Origin of the sequence: Caballeronia sp. SBC1 (genome assembly GCF_011493005.1) — a bacterium.
Lineage (GTDB): Bacteria > Pseudomonadota > Gammaproteobacteria > Burkholderiales > Burkholderiaceae > Caballeronia.
The window spans coordinates 334,430-355,711 of record NZ_CP049157.1 but is presented as its reverse complement, the minus strand read 5'-3'; the positions used below and the strand labels follow the sequence as shown (position 1 = coordinate 355,711).

The following is a 21,282-nucleotide window of genomic DNA, read 5'->3' as shown; positions in this document are numbered from 1 at the left end:
GGCTTCTGTATGGCGCAAGACTATTGCCCGCATTCGCAGAACCTAGCGTTTCCGTGCGGGTGCGGCGCGAAATACCAGCATCAGGCCCGCGAGGATCGATACCATTCCAGCCACGCCAAGAGGTGCCAGACGGTTTCCCAGCACGAGATAATCCATGATGGCGGTGACCACGGGCACGAGATAAAAGAGGCTCGTCACGTTGACCAGGTTACCGGCCTGCATCAGCCGGTAAAAGAGCAACTGCGCGAATACCGATATCACAATGCCTAGCCAAAGCAGCGGTATAAGAAAATCCACACTGGGTACGAACGTGACGGGCTCGAACGGGACGAACAACATGGCGAGCGTGAGGCCAACAACGTTCTGAAGCGGCAGGACATCGGTCGGTTGTTGCTTCACGCGTTTTTGCAGGATGGCGCCGATTGTCATGCACGCTAGAGAGGCCGAGCCGAGAAGCACGCCCGCTAGAGGGAAGCGCTCAGCGTTGCCGGCTGCGAACACGACGAGGGACAAACCGCCCAACGCAAGCAACAGGCCGCCCAAGCGTGCCGCGGTCAAGCGACGCTCCACCAGCACAAGCGTGAGAATGGGCTGCGCGCCCAGGAGCGTTGCAAGAATGCCGGGTGTCAATCCGCGATCCAGCGCGAGCAGATAGCAAATAGGATAACCACCGGTCAGCAACGCGCCGGTGATTGCAACTTGCAGACGCGTTCCAGACGCCGGCAACCAGCGCCCGCGCCATACACCAAGCATCGCGAGGACGCTCGACGCCAGGGCAAAGCGCAGCACGAGGAAAGCGAAGGCCGGGGCGTGATCGAGTCCCAGTTTTGAAACGATTGCACCGCTGCTCCACAGCAGGACAAAGAGTGCCGTCGAACCATACGCGGCGAAGGCGGTTTTTACAAAAGCCATGAGTATTCACCTGTCGAGGGAATAAAGGACTTGGGCGAGCACGGTCAAGCCGCCAAGCACCAACAGGTGCTGCGGTCAGGCCGGAAGCCTAAGACTTGAAGGGCGTGAGATCAGCCAGGAACGACCGTGCGCGGCGGCGCTACTACGCCAGCCGGAACGGTGTTGGGGGGAGAAACGACAGGTGGGGAAACAGAGAAACCGCAACCGCTGAAATCCTTAAAGCGCGCATGACCGGCCTTCGAGTCAGGCTCGATAGCGGCAAGGCGTATGTGCGCAAGGTTTGTCATGGACAAGCGGCTTAAATAGAGTCGCGTACTAAGGATGCGAGATTACCGCTTAGTCGCCGGTTGCGCAACGGTGGTCGGCCTTAGGCCCTGGCTGAGTGGCGTGTTCGTTATCTTGCTTGGGCGTTAGTCTTTATCGAACGTGTTTGCTAAAACGTCCGCTTCGATCGACGACTGAATTTCTGCTCGGTCACATGAGTTCCCCACTGTGACCCTTCAGCTTCCTCGGTCAATTGAAAGCCAGATGACTCGTACAAATGACGCGCTGCATCAAGGCCCTTGAAGGTCCAAAGATAGGTTTCATCGAACTCCCGGTCGACAAAATCCAGCGCCTTTGAGAGCAAACGGCGCCCGACACCTGAGCCGCGCAACGACTCGTCGACAATAAACCATCGCAAATGGGCAAGCCGGGCGTTGGCATGGTCTGCGTCTATCGCGATTGAAGCGAGCGACCGGCCGTTTTCGACATAGAGCCAGAGCGCCTTGCCCGAAGACGGCAAGGCCATGGCAAATTCCGCCAGCTCAGTAGCCACTTTCTTTTCGAAGAAGACCCCAAAGCCTGCTGCCTGCGAATAGAAGCGGGCATGCAGGCTTGCTATGTTGCCAATGCATCCGGGCTGATAACCCTCCAGGATTTTTTCATCGATCGATGCTGCCGCTCGCGGCATCTTGTTGACGTTGTCCTGCGCCAAAGCATCCGCGTAAAGCGCTAGAGAGCGGACCAGCGTTTGCTGGTCGGCGGGCACCAGCCGCCGCAGTGCATTGGAGACTTGATCGGTCGCAAACCGGTCGATCTTTTGCCGCAACTTCTTGCCGGCGGGTGTCAGGAATAGTCGTGACGACCGGCCGTCGTCGCTTGCTGCTTCTCGCGTGACCAGTCCCAATGACTCGAGCTTGGCTAACTGCCGGCTGGTGTTCGACTTGTCGAGCCGGAGAGTGTCGGCCAGGTCGCGCGCCTGAAGCCCGGGCGCGAGGCCAATTTCAATCACGGCGTGAACGGCCGACGGCGCAAGGTCGCTGTCGGCCAGCGTATTGCGCATGAAACCAAGCTCGCGTACCAGTTTTCGCGAAAAGTCGCGGAGCTCGAGGATGGTGTGATCCCGCGATTTATCAGGCAATTCGACATAGTCCATGGCTGCTCCAATAAGTTGCGCCTCGCAACCAATATACTTGCGCGGCGCAACTTATTCAAGCCCGTTCCACCACCGCTGCAGCCGCTACGCTTCCCCAAGCGGCTCTGCGGAAATGAGCGGCGCAACAGCTCTTTCCGAGGCCGCTTTCACGCGGCCGACCCAAACTGCCGCGAAAGATACGAGCGCGGCAGCCAGCAAGCCGTTGACGCCATAACCGCGGATAAACCCATGCGTATCGAACGACAGGAACAGTCCGCCGAGCCACGCACCGCAACCGGCACCGAGTGCTTGCAGTGCGCTGTTCGTGCTGAGGAAAGCGCCGCGATTAGACGGTTCGGGAACGGTCGTCAGCAACGCCTGCATAGGTACCATGCGGCCGGACACGATCACCATGAACACCGGGAACAGCAGCACCATCGCGATGAACGGCAGGCTCGGCAGGTGAGTGATGAACAACACCGGCAACAGGGACAGCACGACCATCAGACGGAACATCCGGCGGCTGCCGTAACGATCAGAAAGTCTGCCAACAAGCCGCGCTGTGAAGAACGTCGCGGCGCCGCCCGCCATGTAGAGCCATGACAACTGTGCGGGGGCTACACCGTGGTTAGCCACAAGCATGGGCGAGATGAACGGGATCACCAGCATCTGCGAGACCATCACGATGAACGTAAGCGCGAATGCGTTTGCGTTACGCGGGTTCGACACCAACCTCCACAGCGTAGGCAACACGCTGCCCAACGCGGGTGGCGTGCGGCTCAGATGTTCGGTAAGCGAGGGCACGATTTGCATTCCGGCCAGCCAGATCACGACCGACAAACCCGCCAGCAAAATGAATGGCGTGAACCAGCCGAACTGCGCGCCCAGCAAAACACCGGCGGGGACGCCCGCCACTGCGGCAAGCGAAAAGGCCGTCATGATCGTACCGGTCGCGGCGCCGCGGCGGGCGGCGGGAATAACGTCGCTGACGATCGCCATGATGACCGATCCCAGCACGCCGCCGGTGATGCCCGCGAAAGCGCGCGCGATCAGCAGCATGGGAAAGCTGGTGGCGCAGGCGCACGCAAGGTTCGACAGCGCGAACAGCGCATAGACCGCCAACATGAGGCGGCGGCGATCGAAGCGGTCAATGTAAGTGGCGGCAAGCAGCCCCGAGAGACCGGAACACCACGAGTAGGCTGAAACAGCGGTGGCGAACGCGGCCGGTGATATCTGAAAGCTCCGCATGATCTGCGGGCCGAGCGGCATCATCACCATGAAGTCCATGATGATGGTGAACTGCGTAAGCGCAAGCAGCCAGAGAAGGCGCCGCTCGCGACTCGCGTCTAGACTATACATATAGCCATCCTGATTAAATTTTTTTCCAGCGGCTAAAATGGAAAAGGCGCAAGTCAGTTGTCGATCGATTCGTGAACCGCTTCCGCACCACGTTTCCAGTAGCTGGCAGCGCGAATCCGGGTCTTGTCGACACCCCGTTCCGTGCACAGGTGCTGGCGTACGGCACGCATGATCGTGGCTTCACCCGCGGCCCAGACGTAGCCTTCACCGGTCGGCAGATACATTTCGCGCAAGGCCAGCAACAAGGCACCGCCGGGGAAGTCCGATTCGCTGCGATAGCGCCATTCGGCGTACAGATCGGTCTGCGTCGTAAAGTCGATGCGTGCAGACGGATCTTCCACTTCGATCAGCGCGGCCACGCGAGTTCCCGGCGGCAGCTCTTCCAGTCGGCGTGCAATGGCAGGCAGTGCAGTCTCGTCGCCGATCAGCAGATGCCAGTCGAAACCCGTGGGGATCGTAAAGGAGCCGCGCGGGCCGCCGATTCCCAGATACTGCCCTACCTTCGCTTGCGCTGCCCACGTCGCGGCGGGTCCCGCCTCATGCAACGCGAACTCGATATCGAGTTCGCGTGCTTCGCGGTCGTATCGGCGCGGGGTGAAGTCGCGTGCGATTGGCCGCGGCTGGTCGTCCGCGAACACCGGGCCATTCGGGCCGGCTGTAGGCATGACCGGCTTGTCGGCTCCGGGTGGCGGAAAGAAGACCTTGATGTGGTCGTCGAAGGACGCGGATTCAAAGTCGTGGAGATCGTCGCCGCTTAACGTGATGCGCACGAGGTGGGGCGTAAGCGGTTGAACGCGCTTGACTTGAGCCAGGCGGAATTTAAGTTGATGGCGGACGCGGCCGACCGCCAGATCGGGTCTGCTGTTTTGCATTGTGTGTTCTCTTAAGTGTTGATTCACGCGGGATCGCCGCCGGTTTTTCCTTCGATCTCGGCAGTCGCACGCGCAAGAATGGCGGCGATGCGACGTTGCTCGCTAGCGGGTGCATCGGTTCGCATCAGCAGCGCGTGCTTAAGGGCGCGGCGTGCCTGGATGAACTCGGGCAGCCATGCGTTGCTCTCGCCGTTAGCGTCCGCGTTTTCATCGCCTGCTTCGCCTGCAAACGCGCGGCGCACTGAATCCATCTTGCGGGCGAAATGGCTTAGCTTGGCGAGCATCAGATCGACGCGCTCGCGGTTAGTCGCCAAGTAATTGCGTCCGGATTCGGCTAAGGCATAACGCTTGCGATTGCCTTCCACTTCGACTGTTGCGTAGCCCAATTCTTCCAGGTAAGTCAGCGCGGGATAGACCATGCCCGGACTCGGGCTGTAAAAGCCGTTTGAGCGAACTTCCAGTGCCTTGATCAGTTCGTAGCCATGGCGCGGTGCTTCGGCCAGAAGGGCGAGCAGGAGCAACTGGAGGTCGTCGGAGGTGAACTTGCGGCCCCGCGGCATGCCGTCGTCACCGCGGCCGCCGAATCCTCCCGGGCCGCCTGGTCCACCCGGGAAGCGGCCGTCATCGTCATGGCGGTGGTGGTGGCGGCCGATTGCATGCCACAGTGCGTGCATGGAAAAACGGTCTGAAGATTCAAACCCAGCTTGGGGGTGAGCGAACTCGCGATTTCGTTGATGTCTCATCGTAAAACTCCGTGGTTATCGTAAAACACATCTTAAGATATATATCTTAAGATGTGTTGTCAATATTTTTTTCGGAGGAAGCGAGGAGGAGGGTTGGCGCGTGGAGACGTCGCGTTCTAACGGATGGCTCCGCGCCCCACACGAGTCGTCACGGGCATCCGGCAGCTGTGCTGAACTCTGCAATGCTTAAGTATCTGGCCGTCATAACCATATCGGAATTGAATAATTCTCAAGGGGGCGCGGCGTTGCTACTCTGGGCGCTGATTTCGCCCGCGAGGATTTATGCAGATAGATGGTTCTGATGTTTTCGCTGGACGGCGGCGCGTATTACGCCTGCTGGGCGCCGCGCCAGCGGTCGCCGCGCTAGGTAGTTTCGGGTCGCAGGAGGCGAGGGCGGCGAATGCTGCGCTCGCCTCCGTCACGCTTGTGCTGGGCGATCAGGCGGGCGGCACGCGCGCGTTGGCCGAGGCGGCGAAGGTGCTCGACGGCGCGCCGTATGCTTTCAAGTGGGCTAATTTCCAGGGTGCTGCGCCGCTTTTTGAAGCGCAACGCGCGGGTGCCGTCGACCTGGCGCCTGCTGGAGATTTGCCGGTGCTCGCGGCGGCCGTTGGCGATCCGACACTCAAGATCGTTGCGACGCGCGTTGGCTCCGGCTCGCAGTTGGGCATTCTCGTTCCGGCGGATTCGAAGCTGCGCCGCGTGGCGGAGCTCAAGGGCCGTACGGTGTTTGTTTCGTCGGCACGTGGCAGCATTTCGCAGTTCCAGCTCTATGGCGCGCTGGCAGAAGCCGGCCTTTCGCGCGAGGACGTTTCAGTGCGGTTTGTATTGCCGGTCGACGCGTTTACTGCGTTTGAATCAGGGCGCATCGATATATGGGCGACCTTCGATCCGTACTTTGGAACAGCAGTTCAGCGGGGCGCGCGGGTGCTGCGGGATGGTACCGGGATCAATAGCGGTCTGGGCTTTGTAACGGCGTCCGGGAGCGCGGCAGCCGATCCCCTTAAACGCCTGGCCATTGCAGACGTGCTGCAGCGTTTGCAGCGCGCGGGCGATTGGGCGGTTGCCAATCCTGATGCATACGCGCATGTCTACGCGTCGCTCACCCGGCTTCCCTTCGATGCAGCCAAGACCATCACCGCGCGCTCGGCGTTGAAGCAACGCTTTGTTGCCGAGAACGATATTGTCGCGTTACAGCGGGTTGCGGATATCGCTTTCCGCGATGCGATCCTGCCAAGAAGAATCGATGTGCGCGCCATCTCGGATACGCAGATCGCCAAGGCTTGACGGTGGTGGTAGTTAAGGTGATGAGTAGTGCATCGCCTTAACTACTATGCGCCGTTTCAGATCAATCAAGCAGATCGGGTTCGGCTTCGACCAGACCTTCATACAAACTCTCGAACGAAAACAGCGCGCCTCCCGGGCGGCCGACCCGCTCATGCGTCAGCGCCGCGACGTCATGCGGAATGCGCTGAGGCGTTCCGGCAGCTTCGGCGAGTAGTTGCGTGTGGCACGCGTTATCCAGCGCGAGATACCACCATGCGGCCGCTTCAACGGTTGGCCCCGCGGTCAGGATGCCGTGGTTCTTCAGGATCACGGCTTTGCTCGAACCCAGCGCCTCGGCAATGCGTGCGCCTTCCCTGGTGTCCAGTACCACGCCTTGAAAATCATCGAATAGTTCGTGATCCTCATAGAATGAGCAAGAATCCTGAGTGAGTGGATCGAGCTTGCGCCCGAGGGTCGACCACGCTTTTCCATACAGCGAATGCGTATGCGCAGCCGCAACAATATCCGGACGGGCTTCGTGAATGGCCGCGTGAATCGCAAACGCAGCTTGATTAACCGGGCCCTTGCCGACTACGATCTCGCCGGCGCTGTTCACCAGCAGCAAGTCGGAAACCCGCATGCGTGCGAAGTGCCGCCCAAGCGGATTGACCCAGAAATGATCGGGCCATTCAGGATCGCGTGCAGTGATATGTCCGGCCAGGCCTTGATCGAAACCGTAGCGGGCGAACAGACGAAATGCGCCGGCAAGCCGCTCCAGGCGATGTCGGCGTTCGGCAGCAGGCGTAGCCGGAGCCGGGACTTCATCGAACCAGAATTTGCGGACGGGCGTGGCGTGCAGGGTGAGGCCGGGCGGGTCGGTGAGAGTGCTCATTGTTTTGATGTCCTTTGGCGTTCAAGCGGTGTCCTGACTTGTCCGGATTAGCTCGTGCCGCTAGCGGCCAACGCGAGTTCCGGCGAGTGTGAACAGTCTCAAAGGCTAGCACCCGGGCACGCAAAGCTTAAATATCAAATGAAGATAACCATATTGATCGCGCATGCGTGGCGCTCTTCCATCTTCCAAAGACCCTGTAGAAGTCACGTCCCTTCAAGGCGGGGTATTCCCCAGTTAACCGCGTTAACCCCAGGATGTGCGGTGCGCCGGAAGATCCTTGTCGATACCCCGGAGCGGCTGTACGGGTTCGATGTTTGAGTCGCTGAGCATGGTGCAGCAGGCGGCCCCATGTCGTGCACGGCAGTTCATATCGTGAACTTAAGGGATGGCTGCGCGCTGGCAACTCCGCTGCGATATTTACTGCTACTGCGATTTCTTTTCGATGCGCATGGCGCGGGGCGAGTCCGTCATCACTGCGTCGATCCCGAGGGCGGAAGCGGCTGCGTATGCGTCGGCCGAGTCGACACCAAACGCGACGATCTTCACGTCTCCATTGGTCTTGAAGCATTTGACGGCAGCGGGCGTCCACCACCGTGCGTCCACCTTCGATACCCCGGTCCCCAACGTGAAGTGCTCGATCACTTCGACTTGACGATGCAACTCGATTCCCACCCAGCTTCCGGCGGGAGGCGGGTTGTCACAGGTCCCGCCGAGCGAAAGATCGACCAGACGATTGCGGGTCGCATCGCGTGTCTCAAACACCTGTGCCTGGGGGTGCACCTTCATCAACTGGATTGCTTGGGCGTCGGTGGAATACAGGCGTACGCGCGACCATGCGTTCGCGTTGTCCAGAACCTGGGCGACCGCTTCGGCCAGCGGCGCGGCTGGCGTTTGCTTCATGTCGAGCATGATCGGTACATTTCGCGGCACCGCGTCCAGTGCTTCACGTAACGTGGGGATGCGCAGAGGGTTGGCGCGGTACGGGTAGCTGAGTTGTCCCGAGGCGTCTTTGCGACTGAATGAATAACCCGCGTTGAGTTTGCGAAGGTCATTTAGCGTGATCTCGTCGAGACGGCCCTGTCCGTCGGTAAGCGACCCCAGGTCCGCCGGACGATAGAGCACGGGAACACCATCCTTCGTTACCTGGACAGTCATCCAGAGCGCGTCGGCGCCGTTCTCAAGAGCGGTGCTGAACGCTTGTAGCGTGTTCTCCGGCGTGTCCCCGGTGCCGCCCCGATGCGCGACGATTAGCGGCGCGGCAAGCGCAGGCGTCAGCGGGAGCGCGGCGATGATTGCCAGTGCAAGCGCCGCGACGCGCAAGCATGCATACCGTCTAATTCGGATCGACCGGACGGGTGTTAATCCCGTTGGCGCAAAATCAGCGTTGATTGCTAGTGTCATTATTTTGTCATCCGTAGTACATAGTAAATGACTCTATATCCGGCATGAATTGCTGTATTGAGCCGGCGCAAAAGACGCTCATTGATTGCGTTATGCGGTTGCCGGGAAGCTTTGCGGCAGCGCATTATAGAGAGTCGTTGGCGCGGGTAGCACGAAGAACACGCCTGATTTTGCCACTTACTGGATGACACCGACCATGACCTCACAAACTGACGCTACCGCTGCATTCCCGTCTTCCGTCGTTACTTTGCGAAGCAAATACGACTTTGAGGCGACCGTCTCCCGGCTCAAGGCAGCGCTGGCCGCGCGTGGTGTGACGCTCTTCGCCGATATTGACCAGAGCGCTGCCGCTGCTGAGGCCGGCACTACCTTAAGACCCACGCGGCTCCTTCTGTTCGGCAATCCGAAGGCGGGTACGCCTGTCATGGAAGCCAACCCGCATGCAGCGCTTGAGCTACCGCTGAGGGCAGTTGTGTGGGAAGACTCAGAGAGCACGGTATGGGTGGACTATCAGGACGTGACAACGGCGCTTGAGCTGGACTATAAAGTCGACGCGAACTTGATCGCTCCGCTGAAGCAGATGCCAACACTGCTAGGCGGAGCCCTGGCTTAGCGGTATGCAACGTGACGCGAACGCGTATTCGAAAAATGGATTGCGTTTTGCTCGCGTGGAGACTGGATCTTATCTGGCGCGGTACCATCGTCGGTTGAATCCACACCTCTTAAGACTCGATCCAATGACGATGTCACTCGCCCTCGATCCCAACTTCTGCAATCTGCTGACGGATAGCCACTTCCGGGTGGTGGGTGCGCCGTTGCTCGATCCGGAAGTCTTGCAGGCCGATGCCGCACGATGGTTATACGAAGACGCGCCATTTTGCGTAGTCGCGCACAACACGGACGCTGACCCGCGCTTTGTTTACGCAAACCGGGCGGCGCAGCAATGTTTCGAATACACGTGGGACGAAATGACGGCACTGCGCTCCCGGTTATCCGCGGAACACCCTAACCGCGAGGAGCGCGACGGTTTGCTCGAATCGGTGCGAACCAAAGGCTATGCAAGCGGATACCGTGGCCTTCGTATAGCCAAGTCGGGAAGGCGCTTCTGGATCGAGAACGTGACGGTCTGGAACCTGGTTAATCGGGAGGGAACCTATTGCGGGCAGGCCGCGACTTATCGCCAGTGGAAGGATGTTTAAGCGGTCTGGCGTTGAGCTGTTGGGGAGACGAGTCAGATATTGCAGAGCGCTGACGGCTCGTCAAGAGGACGTGGCTTGCGCCCGGCATAGCAATAGCACTTGATAAAAAATAGTGGACGGTTCATTACGCCCGGAATCACGAGAGTCTTTCTCCAGGCTTTCATAGTTCTGACCGCCAGGCTTATGAGTCGTGCATCGCGTATCTTGCTGACAGGGCTCAAAGAGGCATACAACGGGCAATTGCTTATTTCCGATCTTCCTAGCGAATACTGTTGACTTGTGATTTAGCGGCTGCCTAAAATCCGGTCATTGTCATAAATCGGGCTAGTGCCTTGGACACTTGTAGTCGTCGCCCCTTGGATTGTTTAGCTGCCTGACCGGCAGGACTCCGCGCTTGAATTCCTAGCCGCCGTCTTGCCAGCAGGCAGATGGTGCGCGTCGCAGTATTTTCCCCGTGCATCCCTCAGCGCCAATCGGCCGCAGTGTTTTCCTGCGTCTGTATGGAGCCTTGCCGCGAGCTAATTCGCGGCTGCCTGTGCTCGCGCCTGTTCCTGACCGCCAGCACCGGCCCAACAGAGTAGTTTGCCGGCTGTCATCGGACTGTCACACGCAGACAATACGGTGAGCCGCGCTGGCATAGCGTCGGCGCGGCCATTGAGAGTGCTTGAACGGTCTTCGTCAGGCATTGCATGCGAACATTACAATTCAAAGAATCGCTTTATGATCTACGAGTACATTCTTCCCCTGATAGCAGCTTTGTCGTGCGGCATCGGCATCGGTCTGGAGAGACAGATGCGGCAGCGAACGGCTGGACTGCGCACCATCACCCTGGTGACCAGCGGCGCCTGCTTGTTTGTGATCCTTGGCACCTTGACCGGCAACGGAACCGCGACCGTGACACAAATGGCGGCGTATGTGGTGTCCGGCGTGGGCTTTCTGGGCGGCGGCGTCATCATGCGCGAGCAGGGCGCAATCCAGGGTATCAATACGGCGGCCACCTTGTGGTGCTCTGCGGCCGTTGGCGTTCTTTGCGGAGCGTCGCACTACGGGCCCGCCATCGCTGGAACCCTGGTGATTCTCTTCACCAACACCGTGCTCCGGGAGATAGGGCGCGCAATCAATACCGCGCCTGTGGCTTCCGCCGACCTCGTGAGCAAATATGTGCTGACGGTAGTCTGCCGCGCGGAGGATGAAGTGAATATCCGGGCGTTGATCACCAACTCCATGGTGTCCGCGCCGCTGTCGTTCCAGGGACTTAGCAGCACGGATGTCGACGACGATTCGGGGCGAGTGGAAGTGGTTGCAACGCTCGAAACGCATCCGAAATATCAATCAAAGGTTGAAGCCGTTGCGAGCCGGCTCAGCATGGACAAGGGTGTGTCCAGCGTGAGCTGGGCCGCGCTCGATACCGTGCCGGTGCCTGACTGACGCTGCGCATGGCTTATCGGCTTGATCCGCGTGCCCGCACGCGTGGGGCATGGCATGGGTTTTGAAAGGATGCATCGGTAGTATCCGGGGCAGCGATGCCTGGCGCGTACTCATGCCGACATGGCGTGCAGGTTCGACCCGCCGTGCATGATGAGCGGAGGGTCGTATCCTCAGGCGTCGCTTCACCCCATTCAAAGGTTGCAGATGAGTACTTATGTGTTGTTGGTTTGCGGGTTCGGGGCTGGATTCGCGATTGCCATCTGGGGAATATTCGACACACTGAAGCGCACCCGGGGCGAATCGCATGAGCACGATGACCACGCCCATTCCACGGGCGATAAATCCAGGCAGTAAATGACTCTCTCCGGCGCGGCAGGCGTTCATCCCGACGTTTGCGCGGGGGTAAGCCCTTGCCAACCGCCGCCAAGCGCCTTCAATAACAACACGCTTGCATCCAGCCTGCGTGCGTCGATCTGGTCGGCGGTGCGCTGATTCGTCAACGCGATAGTTTGCGCGGTCACTACGTCGAGATAGCTCACGGCGCCCGCCTGAAACCGGTTGGTCGTCAGTTTCAATGCAAGCGCGGCAGCGGACGTTGCGCGTTGCTGGCTTGCGGCTTCGCTCTGAAGCGACTGTAATGCCGACAGATTGTCCTCAACCTGCTGAAACGCCACGAGCACGGTCTGGCGGTAATCAGCGACCGAGGCGTCGTACTGTGAGTTGGCGCTCTTCAGTGTCGCGTCGCGCCGGCCGCCATCGAACAACGTGCCCACCAGTTGCGGACCAATCGACCAGAAGAGGCTGGGGGCGGTCAGCCACGGCGCAAAAAACGTGCTTTCGAGTCCGGCGCTCGCCGAGAGGGCAAGATCGGGAAAGAATGCGGCATGCGCCTCGCCTATCTGCGCATTGGCCGCGAATACGCGGCGTTCGGCAGCAGCAATATCGGGGCGGCGTTCGAGAAGCTGCGAGGGCAAGCTGGGTGGAATAGATGGTACAACGAATGATTGCTGCTTGGCCGCAATGGAGAACGTCGATGCCGGTTCGCCGACCAACGTGGCAATCGCATGCTGAAGCTGTGCGCGCTGGACATCGATATCCGTGTCCTGTGTCCGCGTACTTTCCAGTTGGGTCGCGGCAAGCGCGACCGCCGATGCGTCGATTGCGCCATTCTTCAGTTGCTGGTTCAGGATTCGCAACGCGTCGGCATAGGCGTTCACGGTGTCGTCCAGGAGTTTCTTCTGGGTATCGAGTGAACGCAGGTCGAAGTAATCGACGGCCAGATCGCTGGTCATAGAGAGGCGCACCGCTTCAAGATCGGCCTCGCTTGCAGCCGCCTTCGCTTGCGCGTTGACGGTTGCGTCTTTCACGCGGCCAAACAGGTCGGGCTCCCACGAAGCGCTCAAGCCGGTCGAATAGTCGGGTATGGTCTTGCCCGCAAGCGAATGGCCCTGCACGTTCTGCGATGTACGGAACCGGCTCTCGGACGCGCCCGCGGTCACGGTCGGGAAGAAGCCGGCGCGCTGATAGTCGACGAACGCACGTGCCTGCTGCAATTGCGCGACTGTTTTCTTCACGGTCTGGTTGGACACATCAATACGGTTTTCGAGCTCGTTCAACTGCGGGTCGCCGAAGACGGTCCACCATGGACCGCGCGGCTGGGTATCGGCAGGCGTGGCGAGCGCCCAACCTGCGGCGCCGGCATAGTGCGCCGGTACGGAGACATCCGGCTTCTGATAGGCAGGCAAGGTGGAGCAAGCGCTGAGTGCAACGCCCAGGCAGACGACCAACGTCTTGCGGGCGAGTGCGAAGGGTGACATGGGCATGGGAGCGATCCTCAGGAAGCGGACGAAGCGATCTGCATCGGCTCGCCTGGACTGATAGCGTCCCCCGGATTGTCGATGACACGATCAGTGGCCGTGAGCCCGGTCGTGACTTCAACATGGGTGCCGAAGTCCCTTCCGACGGTCACGGTCTTGAGCGCGGTTTTACCCGTACTGTCGACAACCGCGACGGTCACGCCATTGGGTCTGAACAGGAGCGCGCTTACCGGCAGGTCAAGCGCGGGGCTGGCGTTCTGCAGCGCCAGATGTACCTGTGCATAGGCGCCGGGCAGCAGCGCGCCGTCGCGGTTGTCGACATCGACTTCCACGTGCAGCGTGCGGCTGACCGGATCGATCGCGCCGGCACTGCGCGCGACTTTCGCGGCGAAGCGCCTGCCGGGATATTGCTGCACACTCAGATAAACCTCGGTGCCCGGCGTGACGTAGGGCGCATCGTTTTGCGGCACATCGACGAACACCCGCAACGTGTCCGTCTGCTCCACATGAAAGAGTTCACCAGGCATGGCGGCCAGACCCGGTGAACCGCCCGCCGTGACCAGCGCACCCACGTCCACGTTGCGAGCTGTCACGACGCCGTCGAAGGGCGCGCTTACCTTCTCGTACGACACAAGCTCTGACAGGCGCTGCACATTCGCTTGGGCAGACTGCAGCATGGCGCGTTTCGCCTGCATGTCGCTGACTTTCGTGTCGGTGTCCTGTTGCGAGACCGACTGCGTCTTCAGCATGTCCTGCCAGCGTTGCGCGCTGACTTTGGCGTAGTTGAAATTGGCTTGTGCCGTTGCTTCGTCGGCGCGGGCCTGACTAAGCTGTGCATCGAGCTCCGGCGTCTGGATGACGGCCAGCGTTTGCCCTGTCTTCACTCTCGCACCAATGTCGGCGTACCAGTGCTCGAGGTAACCGCTTGTGCGGGCATAGATCGCGGCGTCGGCGTAGGGCATCACCGAACCGGGCAGCAGCAGCTCCTGGACGGCAGGTGCGCGGCGCGGCTTGATGATCGAGACGCTGAGCGCACGTTGCGCAGCGGCTTGCGAGGTCAGCGCGGTGCTGGCTTGAAGTCTCGGAACAATGCCGACAACGAGCAACGTGGCAGCAATAGCGCCGAATGCCAGCGGCATCATGAAGCGTCGCTTGGTGTCAGGCTTAGGGGCAAGCTTCGGGTTCGTCTCACCGGCCAACGCCGGTGGTTCGTGCATGTCGTTGTGATGGTTCATTGTCTAAGCTCGTCTAAAGGCGGTCACTGAATGGCCGGATTAGCTTGGCGCGCCGCTTTGCTCAAACGGCGCCTTTCGATCCACGCGTGGACCATGCCGAATACGACCGGGACGAAAAGAAGGGTGGAGACCGTGCCAATCGCCAGGCCGCCGATCACGGCACGCCCAAGCGGCGCGTTCTGTTCGCCGCCGTCACCCAGACCAAGCGCCATCGGCAACATGCCGATCAACATGGCGAGCGCGGTCATCAGCACGGGCCGGAAGCGATTGAAGCCGGCTTCAAGAGCAGCGGTCAGCGGCGCCGCGCCACCCTGCAACATCTCGCGCGCCGTGTTGATGACGAGAATGCTGTTGGCCGTTGCAATACCGATGCACAGGATGGTGCCTGTGAGCGCGGGAACGCTTAGCGTGGTGTGCGTGGCGAAGAGCATCCAGGCAATACCCGCGAGTGACGCGGGCAAGCCGCTAATGATGATCAGCGGGTCGATCCACGACTGGAAGTTCACGACCATGAGCAGGTAGACCAGCGCGATGGCGAATACGAGTCCCAGTCCCAGGCCGCTAAACGATTCATTCATCGACTGCACCTGGCCGCGGACCACGATTGACGAGCCGGCGGGCAACTGTGCCTGCGCCTGGTCCACGAGCCGGGTCACGTCGGACGCCACGCCGCCGAGATCGCGTCCTTGCGCTGAAGCGAAGATATCAAGCACGGGCTGCACGTTGTAGTGTGAGACCACGGCTTGCTGCGTGCCACGTGACATCGTGCCCAATGAACCCAACAGGCTTTGCGGCGACGGGGATGTGACGTCCTTCGTCAAGGGTACGTTCGCCAGCGTTTGCAGCGAATGAATGTCGTATTGCGGCACTTCGGTCATCAACGGATAACTCACGCCGTTCTTCGGATCGAGCCAGAAATTTGGTGTGGTCTGCGAACTACCCGACAGCGCGATCAGCAGGTTCTGCGCAACATCGCGCTGTGTGAGACCGGCTTGCATCGCCTTGGTCCGATCTACGTTGACGTTGATCGCGGGTTCGTCGCCGGGCTGCTGAATGCGGGCATCGACCAGACCACGGACGGTTCTCAGCTTTGCCAGCAAGTTGTTTGCAACCACACGGTTCTGGTCGAGCTTGTTGCCGACGATCTGGATGTCGATCGGCGCGGGGAGGCCGAAGTTGAGGATCTGGCTCACGATATCCGCCGGGAGGAACGCGAAGATGGTGCCGGGGAACGACGCGGTCAATACGTTCCGCAATTTTGCGACGTAGTCCGCCGTGGGCGCGTGTCCTTTCTTCAACGTGATCATGATGTCCGCGTCTTCCGATCCGACCGGCGCCGACGAGTCATAGGTCAGGTTGATACCGCTCACCGGCACGCCGATGTTGTCGAGCAACGCGGCCTCGTCCGATTTCGGAATGACTGTGCCGATCTTCGCTTCGACTTCATCCGCGAGACGCGCAGTCTGCTCGATCCGGGTGCCGGTGGGAGCACGCATGTGCAGGCGAATTTCGCCGGTATCAACAGCCGGGAAAAAGTCGCGGCCTGTGAAGGGAACGAGCGCGAATGAGCCCACGCAGAGCAGCATGAACACCAGCAGGAACCGGCGACGATTTTCAATGGCGCGGCTGAGCGTCGCCTTATAGCCGTGCCGCAATTTTTCGAAGCGACGTTCGAACCCCGCCTGGAATCGCATCAGGAAAGCGAGCGGCCCGCGTGCTGGCCTGCCGTCTTCCGATGGCATCTTCATGAGATACATCGCAAGCGTCGGAATCAGGGTGCGCGAGAAGAAGTAGGACGCGCACATCGCAAACACAACCGCTTCAGCAAGCGGCACAAACAGATAACGCGCTACCCCTGAGAGCAGGAACATTGGCACGAACACAATGCAGATGGAGAGCGTTGAAACGAAGGTAGGGACCGCGATTTCGCCCGAGCCGTTGAGAATGGCATCATGCAGCGGCGCCCCCCGTTCCAGATGGTGCGTGATGTTTTCGATAGCAACCGTCGCGTCGTCGACCAGGATCCCGACCGCCAGCGCGAGCCCTCCGAGGGTCATGATGTTGATGGTTTGCCCGAGTGCGGACAGCGCGATCAGCGAGGTCAGTACCGAGAGCGGGATGGTAACTGCAATGATTAACGTCGCGCGCCAACTGCCAAGGAACAGCAGAATCATCAGCGCAGTCAGGCATGCGGCGATCATTGCCTCCCGCACCACGCCTGTTACGGCTGACTTCACGAATACCGACTGATCGGAGAGCGCCGTGATGTGCAGCGCCTGCGGCAGTCCTGCCGCAATCTTCGGCAGCATGGACTTGATCTGCCCGATGATTGTCAGCGTCGACGTGCTGCCGGTCTTTTCCACCGTGAGCAGCGCGGCGCGCTTGCCGTCGCTGCGCACGATGTTGGTTTGCGGCGCATACCCGTCACGCACTTGCGCGACGTCCCGTACATACACCACACCGCCTTTGACGGTCTTGATCGGCAAGTTGTTGAGCGCCGCGACGCTGTCCGTGCTGCCGTTCATCTGCACGTTGTATTCGCGTGCGCCGATCTTGGCGGTGCCCCCCGGCAGGATCAGGTTCTGAGCATTGACCGCATTGACTACGTCGCTGGGCGACAAGCCTTTGGCCTGCAACGCACGCGGATCGATGTCAATCATGATCTGGCGGATCTTGCCGCCAAAAGGCAGCGGTACGGCCGCGCCCTGCACCGTAGCAAGCTGCGTGCGAATGAAGCTGTTGCCCAGGTCGTAGAGCGTTTGTTCAGGCAGCGTGTTGCTCGACAGTCCCAGTTGCAGGATAGGGACAGTCGACGCGTTGTACGTAATGATGTTCGGCGGCAACGTGCCTGGCGGCAGCACGCGCAGGATGGATTCGGAATTGGAGCCGGCTTCGGCGATGGCGCGATTGATGTCGGCGCCGGGGTGAAAGAATATCTTGATGACCGAGACGCCGTTCAGCGACTGCGATTCAATGTGTTCGATGTCTTCAACATCGGAAGTCAGTGCGCGTTCATAGTTCGACGTGATCCGCTTCGCCATGTCTTCCGCGGAGAAGCCGTTATACGACCAGACAATGCTCACCACCGGGATATTGATGTTCGGAAAAATATCCGTAGGCGTACGCATGATGGCGAGCGGTCCGATCAGGAACAGCAGGATCGCGAGCACAATAAAGGTATAAGGCCTGCGCAGGGCCAGTCTGACAATCCACATTGGACATTCCCGGAAGATAAACTGCGCTTGAAAGCGGAGACTTCGTAACGTGCGGCCAGTGTGACGAACGGGTCTTTACCCGGTACTGACCGCAAGGTTACAAAGTTGTTATCTTCGAATGCCGGCCTGTGCAACATGACGATCTTGTCATCTGGGCGTCAGCTTCTGGACAGTGCTTGCCGCGCAGAATGAAGTTGCTTACCGTCGCTTACCGGACGGTGAAGCACGAGCTTCATTCATTGAGAGTGAAGCCACTTTTCAAAGAGGCGACTCATCATGAAAGCACTGATCTGCGCAACACTTGCTCTAGTTTTGGCTACTCCCGCCATGTCGTTCGCTCAAACCACGGATCAGCCCGTCACGCGTGCCCAGGTGCGCGCAGATCTGATCCAGCTCGAGAATGCGGGATGGCGCCCCAACTCGCAGGACGCTTACTATCCGAATGATATTCAGGCTGCCGAAGCACGCGTGCATTCAGGAGACACCACTACCAGTTACGGTGGAACCACGGAGAATGGAACGTCAATGTCGCAGCCACCGATGAACGGAACTGCGGTGGCCCCGGTGTCGAACGGACAGTGATCTGGACTGTGGCTTAGGACTGGTTGGCGCGCGGCTTGGTTAGACGTGGTGTACCTGAGCGACGATTTTTCAGCTTGTTAGCTGGATCGCGAAGTGCCGCCAAGCGGGCAACCGCGCGGATGAGGGAAGTTGCGGCCGCTGACAGAAACAACGGCCGAGATAACACTAGCGAACGCAGCATTGAGCGGCGAAGCGCCGGACTAACCAACGTCCGGCGCTTCGCCATTGCATAGGCTGAACTCCAAGTCAGCCTGGTCAGCCTGCTAACCTGTCAAATGCGCTGTCCTTGCTCGCAGTCCTCGCCATTGGCTTCCGCTTTCAATGCGCGCACGCGCGCCGGCAAGAAGGGATGAATCAGTAGTTGATAAGCGCCGCCACCAATCACGCCGCCTATCAACGGAGCGACCACCGGAATCCACCAGTAGTTGTCCGGCGAAGGCAGCGCTGACGAACCCCAACCTGCAAAGTACGCAAACAAACGCGGGCCAAGATCGCGGGCCGGATTCATTGCCCAGGCTTCCAGATAACCCATCGACGACCCAAGGATTGCCACCAGGAACCCGATCATGAGCGCACCCGCATTTGCCTGGGGCGCCATTTCGTTGAACTGCTCGGTGATGGCGAAAATCCCGAACAAAAGAAACGCCGTCAGGATGACTTCATCGGAGAACGCGTGCATGGGGGTGATGGCCAAGCCCGGATGCGTGAAGAACACACCCGCTGCGCCGCCGTCCGCCCGTGACAGATGATGAACCAGGTTGTAATGGTCGATCACCGGCCCGAACAGCGCATAAACAATGATGGCGCCCAGAATGCCGCCAACGAGTTGCGCTACCCAGTAGGGCAACACTTTCTTCCACGAGAAACCGCGGAAAAGTGCAAGAGCGAGCGTTACCGCAGGATTGGCATGCGTACCCGAAATGGATCCGGTCACATAGATGGCCAGCGTTACGGCCAGGCCCCACGACATGCAGACACCCCAGTAAGCATTCACGTACGGGCTGGGATCGTATAGCACGTACATGCACGCGACTGAATCACCGAACGCGATGATGATGAGGACGGCGATAGCCTCGGATATGAGTTCGCCGACAAATTGCCTGCCGGTAGGTTTTGCAATAGTTGTTGACATGAAAAGGATTCCTAAAAGAAGAACTGCGTTGCCTCAAAGAAGGCCAAGTTGACGTGACCGAGGCTCACGTTGAACGCAGGTTCAACGTGAGTTAAACCTGACCTCAGGTGGCGTCGGCCCATGCCTTGGCGGCATTCACCGCACGTTGCCAGCCGTGCATCTGGCGCTTGACCTCGTCAGCCGCAATATCCGGCGAGAAACGACGGTCCAGCTTCCATTGGCTTTGCAGTTCATTCACGTCTTTCCAGTAACCGACTGCCAGCCCGGCCAGATACGCCGCGCCCAGCGCAGTAGTTTCGCTGATCTGCGGACGGACTACGTCCACACCCAGCATGTCGGCCTGGAATTGCATCAGCAGGTTGTTGGCGACCGCGCCGCCGTCAACGCGCAATTCGCCAATGCGGATGCCGGAGTCGGCTTCCATGGCCTTCAATACATCGATCGATTGAAACGCGATACTTTCCAGCGCCGCCCGTGCAATGTGGGCGGAGGTCGTGCCACGTGTCACGCCGAACAACGTTCCGCGTGCACGTGCATTCCAGTGCGGCGCACCCAGACCTGCAAAAGCGGGCACCATATAGACGCCGTCGCTATGCGCCACGCTGCGCGCAAGAGCTTCGATTTCGTTCGCACTCTTGATGATACCAAGGCCGTCGCGAATCCATTGCACGACCGCGCCGCCAATAAAGATGCTGCCTTCCAGCGCATAATTGACCTGGTCACCGATCTGCCATGCAATAGTGGTAACCAGGTTGTTGCGCGATTCGATCGGCTTGTCGCCGGTGTTCATGACGAGGAAACAACCGGTGCCATAGGTGTTTTTCACCATGCCGGACTTCGTGCACATCTGGCCGAAGAGGGCGGCGTGCTGGTCGCCTGCAATGCCGGCAAGCGGAATCTTCGAGGCGAATACCGTGGTCTTGGTCGGGCCGTACACATCAGACGAGGCGCGCACTTCGGGCAGCATGCTGCGCGGAATGTCCAGCGCGTCGAGCAGTTCGTCGTCCCACTTGAGCGTGTGGATATTGAAGAGCATGGTGCGCGACGCGTTGGTGACGTCGGTGATATGCAAACCGTGTTTCGTGAAATTCCATACGAGCCAGCTATCGACCGTACCGAATGCAAGGCGTCCTTGTTTCGCTTTCTCGCGAGCGCCTTCCACGTTGTCGAGGATCCAGCGGATCTTGGTCGCGGAGAAGTACGAATCAATTGGCAAGCCCGTCTTGGCACGGACCTTTTCTTCCAGGCCCTGCGCCTTCAACTCGTCGCAGAAGTCGGCGGTGCGGCGGTCTTGCCACACAATGGCGTTATAGATCGGCTGGCCGGTTTCGCGATCCCAGACAATGGTGGTCTCGCGCTGGTTGGTAATGCCAATAGCGGCTATGGATGCACCGTTCAGACCCGCGCGGGTGACGGCTTCGGCGGCTACGCCAGCCTGGGTCGACCAGATTTCCTGCGGGTCATGCTCGACCCAGCCCGGTTGTGGATAGATCTGGCCAAATTCCTTCTGCGCCACCGACACTACATTGCCCTGGCGATCGAACACCATTGCGCGTGAACTCGTCGTGCCCTGGTCGAGCGCGAGGATGTATTGCTCCTGCATTGTCTTCTCCACTGGTTTTTTAAATGGATCGCCGCTTCGTGCATGATGCCTCGCGACGTTGCTGACTTCTTGTTTTGACTGCGGCTTCGGTGAGGCAGGCACTTCTACAAAATTACGTTTCTATTACGGCGTTATATCCGGCTAGCCGCTTGATGCGGTTGGGGTACGGGCCGCCAATAGCGCAATGACGGCGTGGTTTCATCCGCAAAATCACGGCGCTACTTCATTGAATG

17 protein-coding genes are annotated in these 21,282 nt (G+C 59.7%); 5 read left to right on the top strand and 12 right to left on the bottom strand.

Annotated elements, in window-relative coordinates; genetic code table 11:
• Nucleotides 1-42 precede the first annotated feature (42 nt).
• The 5 genes from SBC1_RS19500 to SBC1_RS19480 all read right to left on the bottom strand — a co-directional run bounded on the left by SBC1_RS19500 (nucleotide 43) and on the right by SBC1_RS19480 (nucleotide 5,282).
• A complete protein-coding gene (locus SBC1_RS19500; protein WP_165098735.1) occupies nucleotides 43-912 on the bottom strand; it encodes a DMT family transporter in 870 nt (289 codons plus the stop codon).
• A 433-nt stretch (nucleotides 913-1,345) separates the two neighbouring features.
• Nucleotides 1,346-2,329, bottom strand: a complete 984-nt coding sequence (locus tag SBC1_RS19495; RefSeq protein ID WP_165098739.1) for a helix-turn-helix domain-containing GNAT family N-acetyltransferase — start codon at nucleotides 2,327-2,329, stop codon at nucleotides 1,346-1,348.
• Nucleotides 2,330-2,413: 84 nt separating this feature from the next.
• Nucleotides 2,414-3,667 carry an MFS transporter gene (locus tag SBC1_RS19490; protein WP_165098743.1) on the bottom strand — a complete coding sequence of 418 codons (1,254 nt, stop codon included), beginning with the start codon at nucleotides 3,665-3,667 and terminating at the stop codon, nucleotides 2,414-2,416.
• 53 nt (nucleotides 3,668-3,720) lie between these two features.
• Nucleotides 3,721-4,539: a siderophore-interacting protein gene (locus SBC1_RS19485; protein WP_165098746.1), complete on the bottom strand. Its 819-nt coding sequence runs from the start codon at nucleotides 4,537-4,539 to the stop codon at nucleotides 3,721-3,723.
• A 23-nt stretch (nucleotides 4,540-4,562) separates the two neighbouring features.
• The gene (locus tag SBC1_RS19480) at nucleotides 4,563-5,282 is read right to left on the bottom strand and encodes a PadR family transcriptional regulator (protein ID WP_165098749.1); all 720 of its coding nucleotides are present in this window, start codon (nucleotides 5,280-5,282) and stop codon (nucleotides 4,563-4,565) included.
• A gap of 282 nt (nucleotides 5,283-5,564) precedes the next feature.
• Between SBC1_RS19480 and SBC1_RS19475 the strand changes: the two genes are divergently transcribed.
• Nucleotides 5,565-6,566 carry an ABC transporter substrate-binding protein gene (locus SBC1_RS19475; protein ID WP_165098754.1) on the top strand — a complete coding sequence of 334 codons (1,002 nt, stop codon included), beginning with the start codon at nucleotides 5,565-5,567 and terminating at the stop codon, nucleotides 6,564-6,566.
• Between the two features lie 61 nt (nucleotides 6,567-6,627).
• Here SBC1_RS19475 and SBC1_RS19470 read toward each other — a convergent pair whose 3' ends face one another.
• Complete coding sequence (locus SBC1_RS19470) at nucleotides 6,628-7,437, bottom strand: class II aldolase/adducin family protein (RefSeq protein ID WP_165098757.1); 810 nt, start codon at nucleotides 7,435-7,437, stop codon at nucleotides 6,628-6,630.
• A gap of 423 nt (nucleotides 7,438-7,860) precedes the next feature.
• On the bottom strand, nucleotides 7,861-8,838 hold the full coding sequence (locus SBC1_RS19465; protein WP_165098779.1) for a glycerophosphodiester phosphodiesterase family protein: 978 nt from the start codon (nucleotides 8,836-8,838) through the stop codon (nucleotides 7,861-7,863).
• Nucleotides 8,839-9,034: 196 nt separating this feature from the next.
• Between SBC1_RS19465 and SBC1_RS19460 the strand changes: the two genes are divergently transcribed.
• The 3 genes from SBC1_RS19460 (at nucleotide 9,035) to SBC1_RS19450 (ending at nucleotide 11,465) form a co-directional block, all read left to right on the top strand.
• On the top strand, nucleotides 9,035-9,451 hold the full coding sequence (locus tag SBC1_RS19460) for a DUF302 domain-containing protein (protein ID WP_165098782.1): 417 nt from the start codon (nucleotides 9,035-9,037) through the stop codon (nucleotides 9,449-9,451).
• A 124-nt stretch (nucleotides 9,452-9,575) separates the two neighbouring features.
• A complete protein-coding gene (locus tag SBC1_RS19455; protein ID WP_165098787.1) occupies nucleotides 9,576-10,037 on the top strand; it encodes an MEKHLA domain-containing protein in 462 nt (153 codons plus the stop codon).
• A 720-nt stretch (nucleotides 10,038-10,757) separates the two neighbouring features.
• Nucleotides 10,758-11,465 carry an MgtC/SapB family protein gene (locus SBC1_RS19450; protein ID WP_165098790.1) on the top strand — a complete coding sequence of 236 codons (708 nt, stop codon included), beginning with the start codon at nucleotides 10,758-10,760 and terminating at the stop codon, nucleotides 11,463-11,465.
• 380 nt (nucleotides 11,466-11,845) lie between these two features.
• On the opposite strand, the gene SBC1_RS19445 is transcribed toward SBC1_RS19450, so the two are convergent.
• The 3 genes from SBC1_RS19445 to SBC1_RS19435 are packed head-to-tail and all read right to left on the bottom strand — an operon-like array spanning nucleotide 11,846 to nucleotide 17,732.
• Nucleotides 11,846-13,288 carry an efflux transporter outer membrane subunit gene (locus tag SBC1_RS19445; protein ID WP_165098803.1) on the bottom strand — a complete coding sequence of 481 codons (1,443 nt, stop codon included), beginning with the start codon at nucleotides 13,286-13,288 and terminating at the stop codon, nucleotides 11,846-11,848.
• A gap of 11 nt (nucleotides 13,289-13,299) precedes the next feature.
• Nucleotides 13,300-14,517 (bottom strand): efflux RND transporter periplasmic adaptor subunit, encoded by a 1,218-nt coding sequence (locus tag SBC1_RS19440; protein WP_165098806.1) that lies wholly within the window; start codon nucleotides 14,515-14,517, stop codon nucleotides 13,300-13,302.
• Between the two features lie 23 nt (nucleotides 14,518-14,540).
• Entirely contained in the window at nucleotides 14,541-17,732 is a 3,192-nt protein-coding gene (locus SBC1_RS19435) for an efflux RND transporter permease subunit (RefSeq protein WP_165098811.1), read from the bottom strand.
• A gap of 276 nt (nucleotides 17,733-18,008) precedes the next feature.
• On the opposite strand from SBC1_RS19435, the gene SBC1_RS19430 reads away from it, so the two are divergent.
• A complete protein-coding gene (locus SBC1_RS19430) occupies nucleotides 18,009-18,314 on the top strand; it encodes a DUF4148 domain-containing protein (protein WP_165098824.1) in 306 nt (101 codons plus the stop codon).
• A 271-nt stretch (nucleotides 18,315-18,585) separates the two neighbouring features.
• Here the strand turns inward: SBC1_RS19430 and SBC1_RS19425 are convergent, their stop codons facing one another.
• Nucleotides 18,586-19,446 (bottom strand): MIP/aquaporin family protein, encoded by an 861-nt coding sequence (locus SBC1_RS19425; protein ID WP_165098827.1) that lies wholly within the window; start codon nucleotides 19,444-19,446, stop codon nucleotides 18,586-18,588.
• A 103-nt stretch (nucleotides 19,447-19,549) separates the two neighbouring features.
• Complete coding sequence (glpK, locus tag SBC1_RS19420) at nucleotides 19,550-21,049, bottom strand: glycerol kinase GlpK (RefSeq protein WP_165098842.1); 1,500 nt, start codon at nucleotides 21,047-21,049, stop codon at nucleotides 19,550-19,552.
• Between the last annotated feature and the right edge of the window lie 233 nt (nucleotides 21,050-21,282).